Consider the following 17631-nt stretch of genomic DNA (forward strand, 5'->3'; position numbering starts at 1 on the left):
TTTTCGTTGTGGTAACAATCAGCGTCAACGTGAAAATAACGTTGCCCTTGCAGTCTAAGCAGCCCTGGTGTTACATTTCAATATATGATTGTTTATCGATTTTCAATGAGTAAAAGTCATGCCTGAAGTTACCATTAACTCCTTAAAAGCATTGGCAACGTTCAAAACGCTGTTTGAGGTGGGGAGTGCCTCAGGCACTGCACGGCTTTTAGGGATTACTCAATCAGGGGTTAGCCGCTCGCTGGCTCAGTTGGAAGAAAACCTGGGCATTCAGTTGTTTTTGCGTGAAAAGAACCGTCTGATTGCCACACCGGAAGCGCGTGAACTGTATGACGAAATACTGCGTCTGATGGGCAATATTGAAGAGCTGCGCCATAGTGTGCTGGCACTCAAGGAGTTTGGTACGTCACGGCTACGCATTGCGGCCATTCCAGGGCTGAGTTTTGGCTTTGTGCCACGGCTGGTGGCGATGCTGCTGGCGGAAAATACCCATGTCAGTGTCAGTCTGGACATGATGTCCAGCCATGATGTGCAAATCGCAGTGGAGTCCAGCCACGCCGATATCGGCTTTATTACCTTGCCAGCCACCTCTCCGCAGCTTTTTACCGAGACGCTGTTGACTACCGACGCTGTGTGCTTGGTGCCGGAAACGAATCTACTTTCCGAACGTCAAGTCGTCGATGTCAAGGAGCTGCGCGATCAGCATCTGGTAATCAGTAACCAGCCGAGTATCAGCACCAATCCCCTGCTTGAGCTGGTGACGGCTCATGGCGTGAGAATCGCCGGCAAGACCGAAGCGAATATCGGGACAATTACTTCGCTGGTGGCGAACGAAGTGGGTATCGCCGTGATCAACCCGATCACGGCTGAAGACCAATTGACTTATCAGGATCGGGTCAAGATACTGCCCTTTACACCGAGTATCTCGTTCAGCTTTGGTTTGGTTTATCGCGCTGAGTGGCAGCAGTCCAAGGTGCTGGCATTTCTGCGTGACAGCGCCAAAATGCTGTTGGCGGATGGCTACGGTTAGGCCAGCTTCACCCAGTGGCAGCCATGGCCGTGGGCGAAGTAGCCAAAGGTAGGGGTAGGTACCGGCAGTGCTGATGACACAGTCACCGGATTGCGTCGGAAAGCGCTAGCAGGCTATCGGCACCGGCATCCACCAGCATCGCCTCAAGTGGAATCTGCTTCTGTAAGAACGGCATCTTCTTCTCCTTGGGGTCGAGCGGTGCATTAATATGTAGCTCATCTCATATGGGCGGCGTTTGTTCTTCGCACGACGCACGGGCAGAGTGGTTAGGGTTACTGTGTTCTGGATGCTGGGGCAGTGCGCTTGAGCATCACGATGACCACGGCGGCTAAGGTCAGCAACAGGGCGATAAAGACTCGGGGGCTAAGCGGTTCACCCAGCAGCATGATGGCGCTCGACACTCCCACGGTAGGAATGATCAGGGTAGAAATGGTCGCCTGTGCAATTGTCAGCCGATTAACGTTCATGAACCACAGCATCTGCGCCAGGGTGATCGAAAACAGCAGATGATAGCCAAGCGCCAGCCAGGTTGATGTCTGCCAGGCTGATGGCCTGGCCATGGGTTCCAGGGCAATCATCATGATAATCATGGGAATGGCACACAGCACAAACTGCCACCCCGTGATTACCACCGCATGGCTTTCCCAGCCGCCGCGCCGCTTGATTAACACGGTACCCAGCGCCCATGACAGCGCCGCTCCCAGCATGATCAGCGGTCCAATCAGCCCTTGTTGGCTGCCACCGCTCAATGCCGAAGGCCCCAGCAACACCAAAAGACCCACCTGCCCGCATGCAAGCCCCAGCCACTGGCGTTTGGAGATGCGCTGACCGAGCAGCCACCAACCCAGCAGCAGTGCCCAGCAGGGCATGCTGAACGCGATGATGGCGGCTTGCGAGGTCGGCATGTGCAACTGGCCAAACGCGGTGGCCAGGTTGAAACCCAGAATGGTGAACAGGCCTGTTGCCGCCAGCCAAGGCCACTCTTTTGACGAAACGGCTAGCGGCAGGCGCCGCCAACGTGCCCAGGAAAGCAGCAAGACGGCACCGGTGGTGAAGCCGATAGATCTGAGGGTAAACGGGGGGATATCAACCAGAATAAAACGCACCGCGGGCCAGTTGCCGCCCCAGAATAGCCCGATGGTAACGATCAGCAGGATGGTAGATAACTGTCCGCTATCGCGTAGCTGAGCGAAGTGTCGTTCAATCCCGGAAAAGATCATGGTGCCGCATCCGGCAGGACTTTATGGCGATTGAGCAGGGTGTGCGGGTCGAGTGCCTTTTTCAGCGTGCGCATCAGGGCGATTTCGGCCGGCGTGCGCGATACATGTAAATAGCGGCGTTTATCCAGACCGATGCCGTGTTCGGCCGAAACGGAACCTCCCATTGCGGCTAGCGGCGTATAAACGAGCGTTTCTACCGCCAGCTTGGTGTCATCATCGGCGTTGCCGGTGGCGATGGTGACGTGCAGGTTGCCATCACCCAGATGGCCGAAAACGACAACCCTGCCATCCGGCCAACGCTGGATTACCTGCTGCTCCAGGGTGCGAACATAGTGATCCATCTCGGGAATCGGCAAGCTAATATCGAAGGTGAAGCGTGGATTGAGGTGATGCAGCAGGCCTTCGATATCCTCGCGAATCGCCCATAAACGCTCACGCTGATGGTTGGTATTGGCAATCACTGCATCATTGATATGGCCGTTTTCAAAGGCAGTTTCGATGGCGGCTTCAAAACGCTGCGCGGTGGTGTTTTGATCGTTGCCGAGGGTCTCGATCAGCACATAAAAAGCGGCATCGGTGGCCAAAGGCGGGGCATGGCGTCCGCTTTCTTCAGTGAGCAGCGCATAGTGGCTGTGCCACATGACTTCAAATGCCGCCAACTGATCGCCCAGCGTCTTACGCACGAACTGCAGTAACGCGGTCAGGTCGCTGAAGGTCTCGCAGGCGACCATGGCGGTTTGCATGGCCAGTTGCTGAGGCTGCAGCTTGAGCACCGCGCGGGTGACGATGCCCAGCGTGCCCTCGCTGCCGATAAACAGCTGTTTGAGGTCGTAACCGGCATTGTTCTTGAGCATATGGCTCATGGAGCTGACCCGTGTGCCATCTGCCAGCACCGCTTCCAGCCCCAGCACCTGGTCGCGCATCATGCCGTGGCGAATCACCCGTACGCCGCCTGCGTTGGTGGCAATGTTGCCACCAATCGTGCAGGAACCACGCGCGCCCAGATCCAGCGCGAATTGCATGCTAGCCTCGGCGGCCGCTTCCTGCACCCGCTGAAGCGGCGTGCCCGCTTGTACGGTCAAGGTGCTGCTGATCGGGTCGATGGCGTCGATCTGGTTCATCCGTTCCAGCGAAATCGCCAGTTCGTCAGGGCTCGCCACGCCGCCGCGTACAAGCCCCGTCAACCCGCCATGAGTCACGACCGGTTGGCGAGCCCGATGGCAGGCTGTCATCACCCGAGAGAGTTGCTCGGCATCTGCTGGGCGCACAATAGCGCGTGCCCGGCAGGGTGCTGCTTGCATCCAGTCATCGCGGCGGGCGTGCACATCGTCACCCACCAGCAGGTGTTGGTCGCCGACGATAGCGATGATTTCTGTGAATAGTGCATCCATTTAGGGCCTCGCTATCATGATGCGATTTCGGTTGCTTCCGGCCGACCTTCCGGGCGACCGGGAATCGCGTCAAGCAACTGGCGGGTATACGCCTGCTGCGGGGCGAGGAAGATATTGCGTGCAGGGCCTTGTTCGACGATACGGCCATGCTGCATCACGATAATGTGATCACATATCTGGGCGGCTACCCGCAAATCGTGAGTGATGAACAGCAGCGATAAGGAGAACTTCTGTTTGAGGTCTTCCAGCAGCTCCAGAATCTGTGCTTGAATCGAGACGTCCAGCGCGGAGACAGCTTCATCCGCGACAATCAGTTCCGGCTCCAATGCCAGCGCGCGGGCAATGCCAATACGCTGGCGCTGCCCGCCGGAAAATTCATGAGGAAAGCGATCAGCGGTGTTGGCCAGACCTACCAGTTCCAGCAAGTCATCCGCCTGTGCCAGGGCTTTCTGCTTGGGTATCCCGTTGGCAATCGGACCCTGAGCGATCGCCATGCCGACGCGCGTGCGTGGGTTGAGCGAGGCGTAGGGGTCCTGAAAAATCATCTGCACACGCTTGCGTTCGCGGCGCAGTGACTCTCCGTGGAGCGTCATGAAGTCGGTACCGGAAAGACTCATTGTGCCGCTGTCCGGGGTTTCAAGGCGAACAATGCAACGGCCGAGGGTGGATTTTCCCGAGCCGGATTCGCCTACAATGCCGATGGTTTCTCCCTTGACCAGCGAAAACGAGACATCGTTGAGGGCGCGCACTTCACGGGCGGGCTTGAACAAGCCGCCTTTCGAGCGGAACACCTTGTTGAGGTTTTTGACATCAAGCAGCGGGGTGTCGGTTTCAGCGCCCCGTGCTTCCGGCACCACATCGCTGGGTATCGCTTCGATCAAAGCACGCGTGTACTCATGCTGCGGGTTGGCCAGTACATCGCGGGCCTCACCGAGTTCGACAATCTTGCCCTGGCGCATCACGCAAACCCGGGTCGCAATTTCAGCCACCACCCCAAAATCGTGGGTGATAAACATCACCGCCATGCCGTGGCGCTTCTGCAAGTCAATAATCAGGTCCAGAATCTGGGCCTGAGTGGTGACATCCAATGCTGTGGTCGGCTCATCAGCAATCAATAGCTCCGGCTCGAGCGCCAGCGCCATGGCAATCATCACCCGCTGGCGTTGGCCACCGGAAAGCTGGAAAGGGTAAGCGCGAATGGCTTTTTCCGGCTCCGGAAGCCCTACCTCCGTTAACAGTTCAAGGGCCTTGGTAGAGCGCTCTGCGCCACTCAACTGACTGTGGGCTTCGAACACCTCGCTAATCTGGGCACCGACCCGCATCAGCGGGTTCAGTGCGGTCATCGGTTCCTGAAAGATCATGCCGATGCGTAGGCCACGCAGTTCCCGGTGCTGCTTTTCAGTTATGCTTAGCAAATCCTGGCCAGCAAAGATCGCCTTGCCGTCAACTGGGCGTACGCCCTTGGGCAGAAGGCCCATGACCGCGTTGGCGGCCATGGATTTACCAGAACCGGACTCACCCACCACGCAGAGGATTTCCCCGCGTTGTACATCGTAACTGAGATTTTCAACGGCATAGGCTCGGTCAGCCCCCTTGGGTAACGCAATGGTCAAGCCTTGCAAGCTCAGCAAGGGGGTGTCGGTTGTATGATTCATGTTATTCCCCTCGTTCATGAGCGTTCTCGGCTGAGTTTCGGATTGAGTGCATCGTCGAGACCTTCGCCTACCAGGTTAAGGGCCAGTACGGTCAGCAGAATGGCCAGCCCCGGGAAGAAACTCAGCCACCAGGCTTGACGAATCACCGTGCGGGCAGCGCCAATCATGTAACCCCATGACATGACGTTAGGGTCGCCAAGCCCCAGAAATGAAAGGGATGATTCCAGTAGGATGGCGGTCGCCACCATTAATGACGCCATCACGATGATGGGCGACATGGCGTTAGGCAGAATCTGGCGCAGGATGATGGTGCGGTTGCTCTGACCCACCAGGCGCGCCGCCTCGACGTATTCGCGGTGGCGCAACGACATGAATTCGGCGCGCACCAGGCGGGCAACCGGCGGCCAGCTTACCAGCGCGATGGCCAGCACAATCGAGGTCACGCTGGGCTGCATGATGGCCACCAGAACAATCGCCAGCGCAAAGTTGGGAATGATCTGGAAGAACTCAGTGAAACGCATCAAAGCGTCGTCCAGCAAGCCACCGTAATAACCAGCGATAGCCCCCAGCGGCACGCCAATTACCAACGCCACAAAGGTTGATACCAGCCCGATCAGCAGCGACACCCAGGCGCCGTGCATGAGGCCTGCGGCGACGTTGCGGCCCATGGTGTCGGTTCCCATCGGGAAGCCGTCCAATTCCAGCGGCGGCAGGAAGGGGCGCTGCACCATACGCCACGGTGATTCAGGAAACAGCAGCGGTGCGGAGATCGCCATCAGGATAATGATGGTCAGTATGATCAGTCCGACCAAGGCACCACGATTCTGGACGAAGCGGGCAAAAAAATTCATGACGCCTCCTTGATGCGCGGGTCAACCAGGCCATAAACGAGGTCGGTAATGATGTTGAATAAAATGACCAAGGCAGCGGAGAAGAAAAAGATGCCCAGCAGCAGGTTGTAATCGCGTTGCATCAGCGCCTCGAACATCAGACGACCGATGCCCGGCCAAGCGAAGACCGTTTCGGTGAGAATGGCGCCGCCCACCATCTGCCCGGCTTGCAGGCCCGCTAGGGTGATAATCGGTAGCAATGCGTTCCGCAGTATATGCCGGCGTTGAATCACCCCCGACGCCAGGCCTTTGGAACGCGCCGTCTTGACGTAATCCTGCTGACTGGCCTCGAGCATGGAGGTGCGCGTCATGCGGGTGTAAATCGCCATGAAGAACAGAGCCAGGGTAGTGGCGGGAAGAATCAAGTGTTTGCCAATATCCAGCGCCAACGCGAAGCCGGTATATCCGGTGCCTACGGAGGCAAAGCCATAGGCGGGCAGCCAGTCGAGCTGTACCGAAAACAGCACGACCGACATCAGCGCGACCCAGAACAGCGGGGTAGCATAAAACACCAGCGCCAGTGCCATGATTACCGATCCACTCAGTTTTTTGGCCCGTGCCGCGGCCATGGAACCGGCCAGAATACCCAGCCCCAGTGACATTACGAACGCCGTGCCGGTCAGCAGCAGGGTAGCCGGCATGCGGTCCATGATCAGATCAAAAACCGGCATTTGCTGACGGTAGGAATAGCCAAAATCAAGCGTGGCAATGCCTGATATGTAACGCCATAGCTGGACGTAAAGTGGTTGATCCAGCCCGAACTGCTCGCGAAGCTGGCGCAGAAACTCCGGATCGGTGGCGCCCGCTTCACCGGCCATGACGGCCGCTGGATCACCGGGCGCCATTTGAATCAGGAAAAAATTGAAGATGACAATCAGAAATAGAACGATGACGGCTTTCAGAAGCCGCATGATGATCAATCTGGCATAGAGCATGCCATTACCCCCGTGGCGACATGATGCGAGAGTCGGGCGGCGAAGCGCCGCCCAACGTCGTATTACCGGTCAAGCCAGGCGTTTTTGAAGCCGTCGTTAAGACCTATACCTGTGGTGACAAGGTTCTTTACATCACAGCTGTAGATGGTGGGAAAACCGAGTTCGAGCAGCCAACCAACGGGTACTTCGTCGTGAAGAATTCCCTGAACCTCGTGGTAGTACTCTTCACGCTTGTCGTCGGGATACGCGGTAGCCGCCAGATCAAACAGCTCATCAACCCGCTCGTTCTCATAGCCCTCTACGTTGTTCCACGGGGATCCTTTAGCGATATTGCTGGAAATGTAGGTTCGCGAGATACCCAGTGCCGGGTCGCCGTACTGGAAGAGATAGGTAAAGGCAAGATCGTAATCCCATTCCGCTAGACGCTGGTTCCAGCCGCCCACGTCCGTGGCTTGGGTGCGTATGTTGATGCCCACTTCCTGCAAGTTCTGCTTAACAGCTTCAGCCCAACGTACCCAGGTCTCGCCGTAGGGAATTGGCAACAGGCGTACCTCTTCACCGTCGTAGCCCATCTCGTCGAGCAGTTCACGGGCACGTTCCGGGTTGTGGTCATACGGTGGCAGGCTGTCATCCTGGAAACTGGCGTTGGAGCCAAATGCTGACAACGGCACCTTACCCAAGCCGTTCCACAGCACATCGCGGGCAAACTCGCGATCCAGCGCGTACATCACCGCCTGACGGAAGCGCTTGTCGGCCATGGGGCCTTCGCGGTTGTTGATCCACAGCATGGCGAAGGGGCTGAAATACTCGTGGCCTTGCTCGGTGCGGCAGGTGTTATCGAGTTCGCTCAGGCGCGGTATATCGAAGTTCTCGACCGAGTTGGCCGGTAGCACATCCACCGTGCCGTTTTCGTAAGCAATCGCGCGCGACGAGGCATCCGGGATGACGTGCCAGTTGATGCCATCCAGGTACGGTAGCCCTTGCTCGTAGTAATCCTCGTTTTTCACCAGCTGGATAACGCGACCACGATCCCAGCTCTCGAACTTGAACGGACCGGTGCCAATCGGGTGATTGTTGGCTTCGTTGTCGCGGAAATCGGTGTCCTCATAGATGTGCTTAGGCATCATCGGCATGGTGCCCGCTTCAAAGGCCAGCAGGAAAGGACCGAAGGGGTTCTTGAGGGTAAAGACCACGGTGTGATCGTCAGGGGCTTCGATGCTCTCCACGTGGGAAAGAATCGTGCGGGTGCGCGGGTTCATTTCACGCAGATAAACATCGGTGGAGAACACCACATCTGCAGAAGTGAATGGCTTGCCATCGTGCCAGGTCGCGTCTTCGTGAAGATTAAAGGTGTAGATCAGACCGTCATCACTGACCGTCCAGTCATGGGCTAGCTGCGGCATGGGGTTGAGGTCGGTATCGTAACGCAGCAGGCTTTCATAGATATTGCCGGAGACTGTCTGGGTCGGTGCGTTCTGGTGAAGGCCCGCGATGATGCTGGGCGGTTCAGGCTGGATCACGGTGTTGATGATGCCGCCTGAGCGTGGCTCTTCAGCCCAGGCATAAGTTGCCGCCATGGAAGCAGCCGCAATGGCAAGTGTTAAGGTTTTTTTCATGGTCTTCCCCGTACTTATGAATTGTTGGTGGGAAACATTGGCTCAGTGGAGCCGGGTATTAAGGCATCCCTGTCTTATATCAATCGTCTTATCCATTGCGGTTAGCCGCGCGTAGCAGCGTATCACACAGCACTTGTGTGGCGATGGCGCAGTGCGCGGGTTCCACATCTTCTCGCTCGTTGTGGCTGATGCCGTCTCGGCAAGGGATGAACAGCATCGCGGTGGGTGTCACGTAGCTGACATTCACCGCGTCGTGGCCGGCACCGCTCATCATGCTGAAAGGCTGATGACCCAACGCCTCGGCGGCGGTGGAAAGATCCTTTACCAACGTTTCATCAAAGCGGGTGACCGGCATATGCCAAAGCACGCTGATGTTTGCGCTGACGCCCTCGCGTTCGGCGGCGGCTTGCACATGGGCGCGCAGAGTGTCATCGAGTGCCTGCAGCGCACGTTCATCGGTATGGCGCACGTCCACGTACAGGGTCACCGCGCCAGGAATCACATTGCGCGACGGCTCGGCAACCTGAAAATCACCGACAGTCAGGCGCGATGTGCCTTCGGCGTCGTCGAGCACGGTCTTGCGCATGGCTTCCACAAAGCCGGTGGCGGCCATTAGCGGGTCGTGGCGGTATTCCATCGGCGTCGGGCCAGCGTGAGCGGAATCACCAGTAAAGGTGATATCGTACCAGCGCAGCCCTTGTACGCCGCTGACAATACCGACTGGCAAGTTTTTCTTCTCCAGTATCGGGCCCTGTTCGATATGCAGCTCCAGATAGACAGCAAGCGGCAGGTCGTGGCGGGTCAGCGCGCCCCTATGGCCGGATTGATCGAGTGCTTCACCGAGGCAAATACCGTCACGGTCCTGTGCGGCGCGAAAATCCTCAAGCGATAGTCGCTCGGTGTAGACGCCGCTACCGCCCATTGCTGGGGCAAAGCGGCTGCCTTCTTCATTGGTCCAGTTCACCAGCTCCAGCGGCCGCCGAGTGGTAATGCCCTGATCGTGCAGGGTGCGAAATATTTCCAGTCCCGCCAGTACTCCCAGCACGCCATCAAAGCGCCCGCCGAGTGGTTGCGTATCCAGATGGCTGCCGACGGCCACAGGAGAAAGATCGTTCTCCAGCCCGGGGCGGCGAATGAAGAGATTGCCTGCCTGATCGGTGCGCCATTCACAGCCCAGCGCATCGGTCCACTCAAGCAACTGCTGGCGACCGGCCAGATCCTCCTCGCTCAGAGTCAACCGTCGGCTGCCACCGTTGGGTGACGGCCCAATACGGGCCATTTCCATCAGCGATGACCATAAACGTTCGCCGTCGATCTGCGGGGTAGTGGGCGAGCCAGAGCGTTGTGTGGACATGCAACTTTCTCCTTGCTGATCAATGAGTCCGGCGTTGCTGGTGATGGGCAGCTACGCCGCTTTGCTGTAATCTTCTTTAGAATTTGCCGATGATGTTTCTGCCGCCCACGGGAGCTCCCTACGATGAGGTCTGTACATGACACCCTCGACTGGAACCTGCTGCGTACGTTTGTCAGCATTGTTCAGGAGAAAAGCATCAGCCGTGCTGCGCAGCGCCTTAATCTCTCCCAGCCCGCAGTGAGCCTGGCGTTGAAGCGGCTTGAGTCGCATCTTGGGCAGAGCCTCATTGAGCGAGGCAGCCATCGCTTTCGCGTTACGGAAGCCGGAGAGCTGGTCTACCGCGATGCGCTGGAAATCTACGCCAACGTGGCGCGGCTCAGCGTCAAAGTGCGCGATAACGCCCCTGAAGTGGCCGGGCAGATCACTTTGTTTCTGGTCAGCGGTATTCAGTGCAGCTTTCTTGACGACGTGTTGAGACGCTTTCATCAGCAGCATCCACGCATCACTTGCGAGGTGACCGTGCTGTCGAGCCAGAACGTGGTTCAGTCGATGGTGCAGAAAATGGGCACGGTGGGTGTGAGCCTGCTGCCGCATCCGGTGGAAGGATTGAATAGCCAGCTGCTGGTACATCAGCGTTATCGGTTCTTCTGCGGCCGGGCGCATCGTTTCTTCGGTAAGCAGAACCTGTCGCTGCAGGCGCTCAGCCATGAGCCGTTCGTCTCGTTCACCAGTGCTCAGCTGTCCGGTGCCTTGGCTGGCATTGCGCTCTTTCGCGCCAGTACAGGGCTGGTGGGGGATATGGTGGTTACGTCGAGCAGCCTGGAAGAGATCCAGCGCTTCGTGCGCAGCGGTTGGGGCATTGGTTGCCTGCCGGAACACACGGTTCAGGCGGACGTCAAAAATGGCCGGCTTTGGCCGCTTCCGCCCTATGAAGGCATTCCCAATATTGACTTGCATCTGATATGGCACCAGGACTCGCGCTTTTCCCAAGCGGAGCGCGTGTTCTTCGATTTCCTGCACCGTGCGATGGCAGAAGTGCCCATCGAGCAACGGCTGCCGTGAAGCAACCGCTTGATAAATATTCATTCGGCTCACCTGTTATCGTTTTTATGGACGTTTTTATCGACATTGCCGGCGTGTGCTGCTGAGCCTTTAGTATTATTGCGGCCCTTTCTTATTGCTGGCCAGCTTGGCTGACCTGTGACGCATATTTTGAAACTTGTATCAGTCATTTTTTTTAATGTTTCTTACAAGTATCACCCGGTTTTCCATAAGACAATTTTTATATTTTTATTCTTTGTATTAATTTAATTAATGCAAAGACTCTCTTTGTTTTTCCTTGCAAACCGTATTAAAAGATGTGAAACATTAAAAAGAGTTGTCTTTAGCAGAGCGCTTGGCAGGCAGGTTTCTGGATTACTTTGATGGCGCTAACATGCAGATAAATGAAACGAAAATTTAGAAAAAGAACATTAAAAATCGGTAAGAGCAGTTTATTACAATGATAATGGAGCAATGTCATGCTGACTGATCAGGAGCAGAAAATCCTCTCCTGCTGCGATGCACTGTTCGATGAAACTCTTGAGTTAACAGAGAATTTGGTGCGAGCCTACAGCGTGCTCGGACAAGAGCAAAGTGCGCAGGCAGTGATGGATGACTGGTACCGCAAAGAAAATTTCAACGTCACTCATGTGCCGCTGAGAGAGACTGCCTTGTCCTTTGGGGACGATACAGATCATTTGGAAAATACAGCCCATGTAGGCGATAAAGACCAAGCAAATAATAGCGCTGAAAACACGATTGCTGGCCGGCTTAACAGGTCAAATATCTCGTCTTATAGCGCGTCTGCGTCACGCCATAACGTGATAGCAACATTGAATGAAGGGGCAAGCGGGCCTCATCTCGTCTTCAACGGGCATCTCGATGTGGTGCCCGCCGAGCCAAATAAATTGTGGTCGCGCCCCCCGTGGGAGCCCTGGAGAGACGAACACGGCTGGCTCTATGGCCGTGGTGCCGGTGACATGAAAGCCGGTATTGCTGCCATGTGCATGGCGGTCAAAGCGGTCAGGCAGGCGGGCGTCGAGATTCATCACCCCGTAACGCTGCAAACGGTGATCGAGGAAGAGTGCACCGGCCACGGGGCATTGGCCTGCGTGAATGCCGGTCACACCGGCGATTTTGTACTGATACCGGAGCCCTTTGGCGCCCATATCATCTCGGGGCAGGTCGGTGTGCTGTGGTTTCGTATCAACCTGAATGGCGTGCCCGCTCACGTGCTGGACACAAGCGCCGGCACGAATGCAATTGAAGTTGTTATCACCTTGTTCAACGGGTTGAAAGTGCTGGAAACGGAGATCAACGCTGCGCCACGTCATCCGTTGTTCAAGGATATCGACAAGCCCTTCAACCTTAACCTTGGCCGTATTAATGGTGGAGACTGGGCCTCCAGCGTGCCCGCTTACGCCAGCGTCGAGGGGCGTATCGGTTTCCCGCCCGGGATCGCGGTGGACGACATCAAGGCCAGGGTGAAAGCGTGTGTCGAGGATCAGGCAAGTAAGCTGGGGGCGGGCATTTCCAATCTTGAGGTGGTGTTTCACGGCTTCTGCTCAGAGGGCGTGGAAGTCGATCTGGACGATAACGGGGTACGCCTGTTGGGGCAGTGTCATCAGGACCTGACCGGCGAAGCGGCCACCACAAAACCGCTGACCTGCACCACGGATCTGCGCGCATATAAGGTTCATGGTGGCATCAACGGCACCTGTTACGGGCCGATCGCCGAAAACTTTCACGGGGTTGATGAGCGCGTTGATATCGAGTCCATCCGCCACGTGCTGAAAACCTATGCCTTGTTCCTGAGCCGTTGGGGCGCGAGCGCCTCACATGACCGGTAACCTCGTCGTTGCTGGTATCCCAAAATTGCCGTCTGTTATTCTCCAGCGCCGCCGATCAGAGAGGAATTGCCGTGAAGTGCTTTTACCATCCAGAACAGCAACGCCATGCGCCGCTCAGTTTTCTGCTCAGAGGGCGTCAGGCTGCTTCGCCGGAAGGCCCGCTGCGCGCCGAAATGCTGCTAGAAGGGCTTGGGCTGCTGGGTATCGAGACGCTGGCACCGGTGGCCACGTCGCAACTGCACAAACGGTTGTCGCGGGTGCATACCCCGCGCTATCTGACCTTTCTTGAAACCATTTATGAGCGCTGGGCCGCGCTGCCGGATACCGCCGAGATGGTGGCGCCCAACGTGCATCCTTGCGGCCAGGGCTATCATTATCCCCGCCATCCGGTGGGGCAGGCGGGCTGGCACATGCACGATATGGCATGCCCGCTGACCGCCGATACCTACGCCGGCATCATCGCCAGCGCCACCAGTGCTGAAGCCGCGACCGAGGCGGTGCTGGCAGGAGATGGGCAAGCTTATGCGCTGTGCCGGCCGCCGGGGCATCACGCTGGGCCGGACCGCGCGGGCGGCTTCTGTTTTGTGAACAGCTCGGCGCTGGCGGCGGAAATCCTGCGTGAAAAGTACGCACGCGTGGCGATTCTAGATGTTGACCTTCACCACGGTAACGGTACACAGGATGTCTTCTACGCCCGTGGCGATGTGTGGACCGGCTCGGTGCACGCCGATACGGCGGACTTCTATCCGTTCTTCTGGGGCGGAGTGGATGAAATCGGCGAAGGCAATGGGCAGGGTGCCAACGTCAATCAGCCCTTGCCACTGGGCAGTGACGGACCGATGTTCATGCAGGCGCTGGAAAAATTGATCGATGTCATGCAGGCGTTCAAGCCACAGGCGCTGGTAATTGCGCTGGGCCTGGACGCCCACAAGGATGACCCGCTGGCTGGGCTGGCGCTGGAAACAGAAGACTTTGGTCTGCTCGGCAAGCGTCTGGCAGAAATCCCGCTACCCACGGTAGTGGTGCAGGAAGGCGGTTACCCCACCGAGCATCTGGGCCGTAACCTTGCGGCGTTCATGGACGGCTTTATCAAGACGTAACGCTCTATCAAGATATAACGCTTTAAAAGGTACTGGCAATCTGTCGGGCTATAACCTGATGAAATACTCGCCCCCTGCCACCCTCATCGGAACATCAAACGGAAGCACCGCCTGACCACAGGGGAAGGTGTGCCCCTTACCCTGATAGCACGCCCAACAGGGTCAGAAGCGACACATGACCGCTTATCCTGCGAAGAAATCAGAGTGGGGCATTACCACTGCGATTTACGCCCCTTAATCCGACAGACTGCTAGGAGTAATTCCATGAATAACAAACATGCCGGCCAGGTCATCGTTGATTCTCTATCGTTGCATGGCGTCGAGCGCGTCTTTGTGGTGCCAGGAGAAAGCTACCTCGCTGTATTGGACGGTCTGCACGATTCACGCATCGCCACCGTGGTGTGCCGTCACGAAGGCGGAGCGGCCTACATGGCCGAGGCCCACGGAAAGTTCACCGGACAGCCGGGTGTTGCCATGGTGACTCGCGGTCCCGGGGCGGCCAATGCCTTCGTGGCGTTGCACACCGCCTGGCAGGACGCTGTACCCATGGTGCTGTTCGTGGGACTGATTCCAGTGGCTGATCGCATGCGCGAGTCCTTCCAGGAGTTTGATCCCAATGTCTGGTTTGGTACCCAGTGCAAGCGGGTGTTTGTGCTCGACGAGGCGGAACGTGCCTCCGAGGTGGTGGCCGAGGCCTTCTTCGCTGCGCGCTCCGGACGTCCCGGACCTGTAGTGGTGGGCCTGCCCGAGGATGTCATCACCCATGCGGTGAGTGGTCATCTGCATCCGGCGTTACCGGTGGCGGAGGGAGGGATCTCACTCAAGGAGTTGGAAGCGCTCAAGGCTGAGCTGTTGGCAGCCAACAAGCCACTTCTATTCATCGGAGGCCAGCGCTGGACTTTTGAAGCTGCTGCACGCCTGACGCGCTTCGCCGAGCACAACAGCATACCCGTGGTGCATGATTGGCGCGCCGCTGACCGGGTACCTTTTGATTCGCCAGTTAACTGTGGCTCGCTGGGCTACGGCCGCACCGCGATGACGCTTTCCATGTTCGAGGAAGCTGACGTGTTGGTGGCGGTGGGGACTGTGCTCAGCGACGTGACAACCGAGGGTTTCACCGCCCGCCAGGGACATGAGCACACCAATATCCTGATCAATATCGATACCAGCCTACGTGGTCACAGCGGCGCCGTGACACGGCATATCATCGCTAGTCCTGTGGCCTTTGCCGAATCGGTGGCTGATCTACAGCTAGGCCGTGCGGTGGACTGGCAAGATTGGCTTGCCGAAGGGCGTGCTGCCCAAGTGGCGGCTTCGAGCCTCCCGGATCTGAGCACTCTGCCGGCGACGCGCTCTGGCACTGCCCATATGAGCGCAGTGGTGGGGGAGCTGGTCAAACGCCTGCCTGAGGATGCCGTCTACAGTTTCGGTGCCGGCAACCACTGTGTCTGGGCACAACGTTTCCTGCCCACCCGTACCTTTCCCAGCCAGCTGAGCACCCGCAATGGCTCCATGGGCTATAGCGTGCCGGCGGCAGTGGCGGCCTCACTGGAAAGCCCCGAGCGACTATGCGTGGTGGTGGCCGGCGATGGCGAGTTCATGATGAACGGCCAAGAGATAGCGACCGCTGTGCAGCACGGTGCGGCCATGCTGATCCTGGTGATGGATAATGGGCAATACGGCACCATTCGTTCCCACCAGGAGATGCATTTCCCCGAACGTGTCAGTGGCACCCAGCTGGCCAATCCCGATTTCGCCAGCTTGTGCCGTGCCTATGGCGGCCATGGTGAAACGGTGGCGTCGAACGACGAAGCCGCTGGTGCCGTGGAAAGGGCGCTAGTTGCGGTTACCCAAGACTGCGTCCCCGCGTTAATCCACGTGATTACCGACCCGCAGCACGACCTGCCCTGAAGCTAGTTCAACGACAATAAAAGGAATCATGCGATGACTCAGTATGCCGTGACCAACCCAGCCACCGGAGAGGTGGAACAGGTGTTTTCCACCGCCAGCGATGCCGAGGTTCAAGAAACCATTACCCAGGCTCATCATGCCTTCGGCGAGTGGCGCCAAAGCAGTGTGGCTGAGCGTGCCGCTCTTTTGAACCGAGTAGCGGATCTCTACGCCGAACGCCGAGAGGCGCTGGCCAGCATCATCGCCCGCGAAATGGGCAAGCCATTATTCCAGGGTGGGCTAGAGATCGACATTGTGGTGTCCATCTACCGCTACTATGCCGAGAAAGGCCCAGTCTTGCTGGAAGATGAGCCGCTGGATAAGACAGGGGGCGGTAGCGCGATGATCCGCAAAGAGGGGCTTGGAGTACTACTGGGCATCATGCCCTGGAACTTCCCCTATTATCAGGTGGCCCGTTTTGCCGCGCCTAACCTGATGAACGGCAACACGATTGTGCTCAAACATGCGCCTCAGTGCCCTGAATCCGCCGCCGCCATGGCGCAAATCTTCCGTGATGCCGGGGCGGCTGAAGGCCTTTATGTGAATGTTTACGCCAGCAATAAACAGGTCGCTGAGATCATCGCTGACCCGCGCGTACAGGGCGTCTCGCTGACGGGGTCCGAACGCGCCGGCGCGGCAGTCGCCGAAATTGCCGGCCGTCATCTCAAGAAGGTGGTGCTGGAGCTGGGTGGTTCCGATCCCTTTATCGTGCTGGACGACGCTGACCTGGAGCAGGCTGTTCAGCAGGCGTTGATTGGCCGCTTCGGTAACGCCGGCCAAGCCTGCAATGCTGCCAAGCGTATCTTCATCGATCGTGCCGTGTACGATAACTTTCTGAGCGCTTTCAAATCAGCAGTAGAGAAAATCGTCGTGGGAGATCCCATGATCGAGGGTACCTTCATGGGTCCGCTCTCCTCGGAGGCGGCGCTGCATACCCTGGAGGCCCAAGTGAACGATGCCGTGGCCCAAGGTGCCCAGGTGTTGAGTGGCGGCCAGCGTCTGGATGGCCCCGGCGCCTGGTATGCGCCGACCCTGCTCACCGGGGTCACGCCGGAGATGCGGCTGTTTCACGAGGAACTATTCGGTCCGGTGGCGGTGGTATACCCCGTGGATGACGAGGAAGAGGCGGTACGTTTGGCCAACGATTCCGCCTATGGCCTGGGGGCGGTGATCCAGTCACGAGATATTGAACGTGCTAAGCGCCTAGCTGTTCGACTCGAAGCGGGCATGGTGTATATCAATGAGGGGCCGGGCTCATCCGCCGAGCTGCCCTTCGGCGGCGTAAAGCGCTCCGGTTTTGGTCGCGAATTAGGCCGCGACGGCATGGAGGAGTTCGTCAACCGCAAGCTGATTCGCCTTGGCGCCTGAAACGGCACACTTGCCCTTGCCATACGCATGCCCCCGTCTGGAAAACTGAACTGCACCCCGGAAGCTGGACACCCAATCCAACCTTCGGGGTGTTTCTATGAGGAATCGATACGATGTGTGGTTCAAGCTGCGGGTTGTGCAGCAGTCCTTACGTGAAGCCACCAGCCTGCGAGAGGTGGCTCGCCAGCCGCGCCAAATAAACTGGTCTTGGGCCACTGGCAGGGCGGTGTT

At 57.7% G+C, this 17631-nt stretch carries 13 protein-coding genes; 6 read left to right on the top strand and 7 right to left on the bottom strand.

The window, feature by feature from the left end; all coding sequences use genetic code 11:
- Window positions 1–118 precede the first annotated feature (118 nt).
- Window positions 119–1030: a LysR family transcriptional regulator gene (locus LG290_RS08295; protein ID WP_499836980.1), complete on the top strand. Its 912-nt coding sequence runs from the start codon at window positions 119–121 to the stop codon at window positions 1028–1030.
- A gap of 272 nt (window positions 1031–1302) precedes the next feature.
- Here the strand turns inward: LG290_RS08295 and LG290_RS08300 are convergent, their stop codons facing one another.
- The 7 genes from LG290_RS08300 to LG290_RS08330 form a co-directional block, all read right to left on the bottom strand.
- Window positions 1303–2250, bottom strand: a complete 948-nt coding sequence (locus LG290_RS08300; protein WP_499836981.1) for a DMT family transporter — start codon at window positions 2248–2250, stop codon at window positions 1303–1305.
- Window positions 2247–3641 carry an FAD-binding oxidoreductase gene (locus tag LG290_RS08305; protein WP_499836982.1) on the bottom strand — a complete coding sequence of 465 codons (1395 nt, stop codon included), beginning with the start codon at window positions 3639–3641 and terminating at the stop codon, window positions 2247–2249. Before LG290_RS08305 ends, LG290_RS08300 begins: the two co-directional genes overlap by 4 nt.
- A gap of 14 nt (window positions 3642–3655) precedes the next feature.
- Entirely contained in the window at window positions 3656–5296 is a 1641-nt protein-coding gene (locus LG290_RS08310) for an ABC transporter ATP-binding protein (RefSeq protein WP_499836983.1), read from the bottom strand.
- A 14-nt stretch (window positions 5297–5310) separates the two neighbouring features.
- Entirely contained in the window at window positions 5311–6147 is an 837-nt protein-coding gene (locus LG290_RS08315) for an ABC transporter permease (RefSeq protein ID WP_499836984.1), read from the bottom strand.
- Entirely contained in the window at window positions 6144–7121 is a 978-nt protein-coding gene (locus LG290_RS08320) for an ABC transporter permease (RefSeq protein ID WP_114486431.1), read from the bottom strand. The genes LG290_RS08315 and LG290_RS08320 overlap by 4 nt, the downstream gene beginning before the upstream one ends.
- 62 nt (window positions 7122–7183) lie before the next feature.
- Window positions 7184–8737 (bottom strand): ABC transporter substrate-binding protein, encoded by a 1554-nt coding sequence (locus tag LG290_RS08325; protein ID WP_499836985.1) that lies wholly within the window; start codon window positions 8735–8737, stop codon window positions 7184–7186.
- A gap of 88 nt (window positions 8738–8825) precedes the next feature.
- Complete coding sequence (locus tag LG290_RS08330) at window positions 8826–10091, bottom strand: Zn-dependent hydrolase (protein WP_499836986.1); 1266 nt, start codon at window positions 10089–10091, stop codon at window positions 8826–8828.
- A gap of 123 nt (window positions 10092–10214) precedes the next feature.
- Between LG290_RS08330 and LG290_RS08335 the strand changes: the two genes are divergently transcribed.
- The 5 genes from LG290_RS08335 (at window position 10215) to LG290_RS08355 (ending at window position 17400) form a co-directional block, all read left to right on the top strand.
- Complete coding sequence (locus tag LG290_RS08335) at window positions 10215–11153, top strand: LysR family transcriptional regulator (RefSeq protein WP_499836987.1); 939 nt, start codon at window positions 10215–10217, stop codon at window positions 11151–11153.
- 458 nt (window positions 11154–11611) lie between these two features.
- Complete coding sequence (locus LG290_RS08340) at window positions 11612–12982, top strand: ArgE/DapE family deacylase (protein WP_499836988.1); 1371 nt, start codon at window positions 11612–11614, stop codon at window positions 12980–12982.
- Between the two features lie 71 nt (window positions 12983–13053).
- A complete protein-coding gene (locus tag LG290_RS08345) occupies window positions 13054–14082 on the top strand; it encodes a histone deacetylase family protein (RefSeq protein WP_499836989.1) in 1029 nt (342 codons plus the stop codon).
- A 264-nt stretch (window positions 14083–14346) separates the two neighbouring features.
- Complete coding sequence (locus LG290_RS08350) at window positions 14347–15993, top strand: thiamine pyrophosphate-dependent enzyme (RefSeq protein WP_499836990.1); 1647 nt, start codon at window positions 14347–14349, stop codon at window positions 15991–15993.
- Window positions 15994–16026: 33 nt separating this feature from the next.
- Window positions 16027–17400, top strand: coding sequence for an NAD-dependent succinate-semialdehyde dehydrogenase (locus LG290_RS08355; protein ID WP_499836992.1), 1374 nt, complete (start codon window positions 16027–16029; stop codon window positions 17398–17400).
- The last annotated feature ends 231 nt before the right edge of the window (window positions 17401–17631 follow it).

The sequence above is a fragment of the Halomonas sediminis genome (assembly GCF_044871105.1).
Lineage (GTDB): Bacteria > Pseudomonadota > Gammaproteobacteria > Pseudomonadales > Halomonadaceae > Vreelandella > Vreelandella zhuhanensis.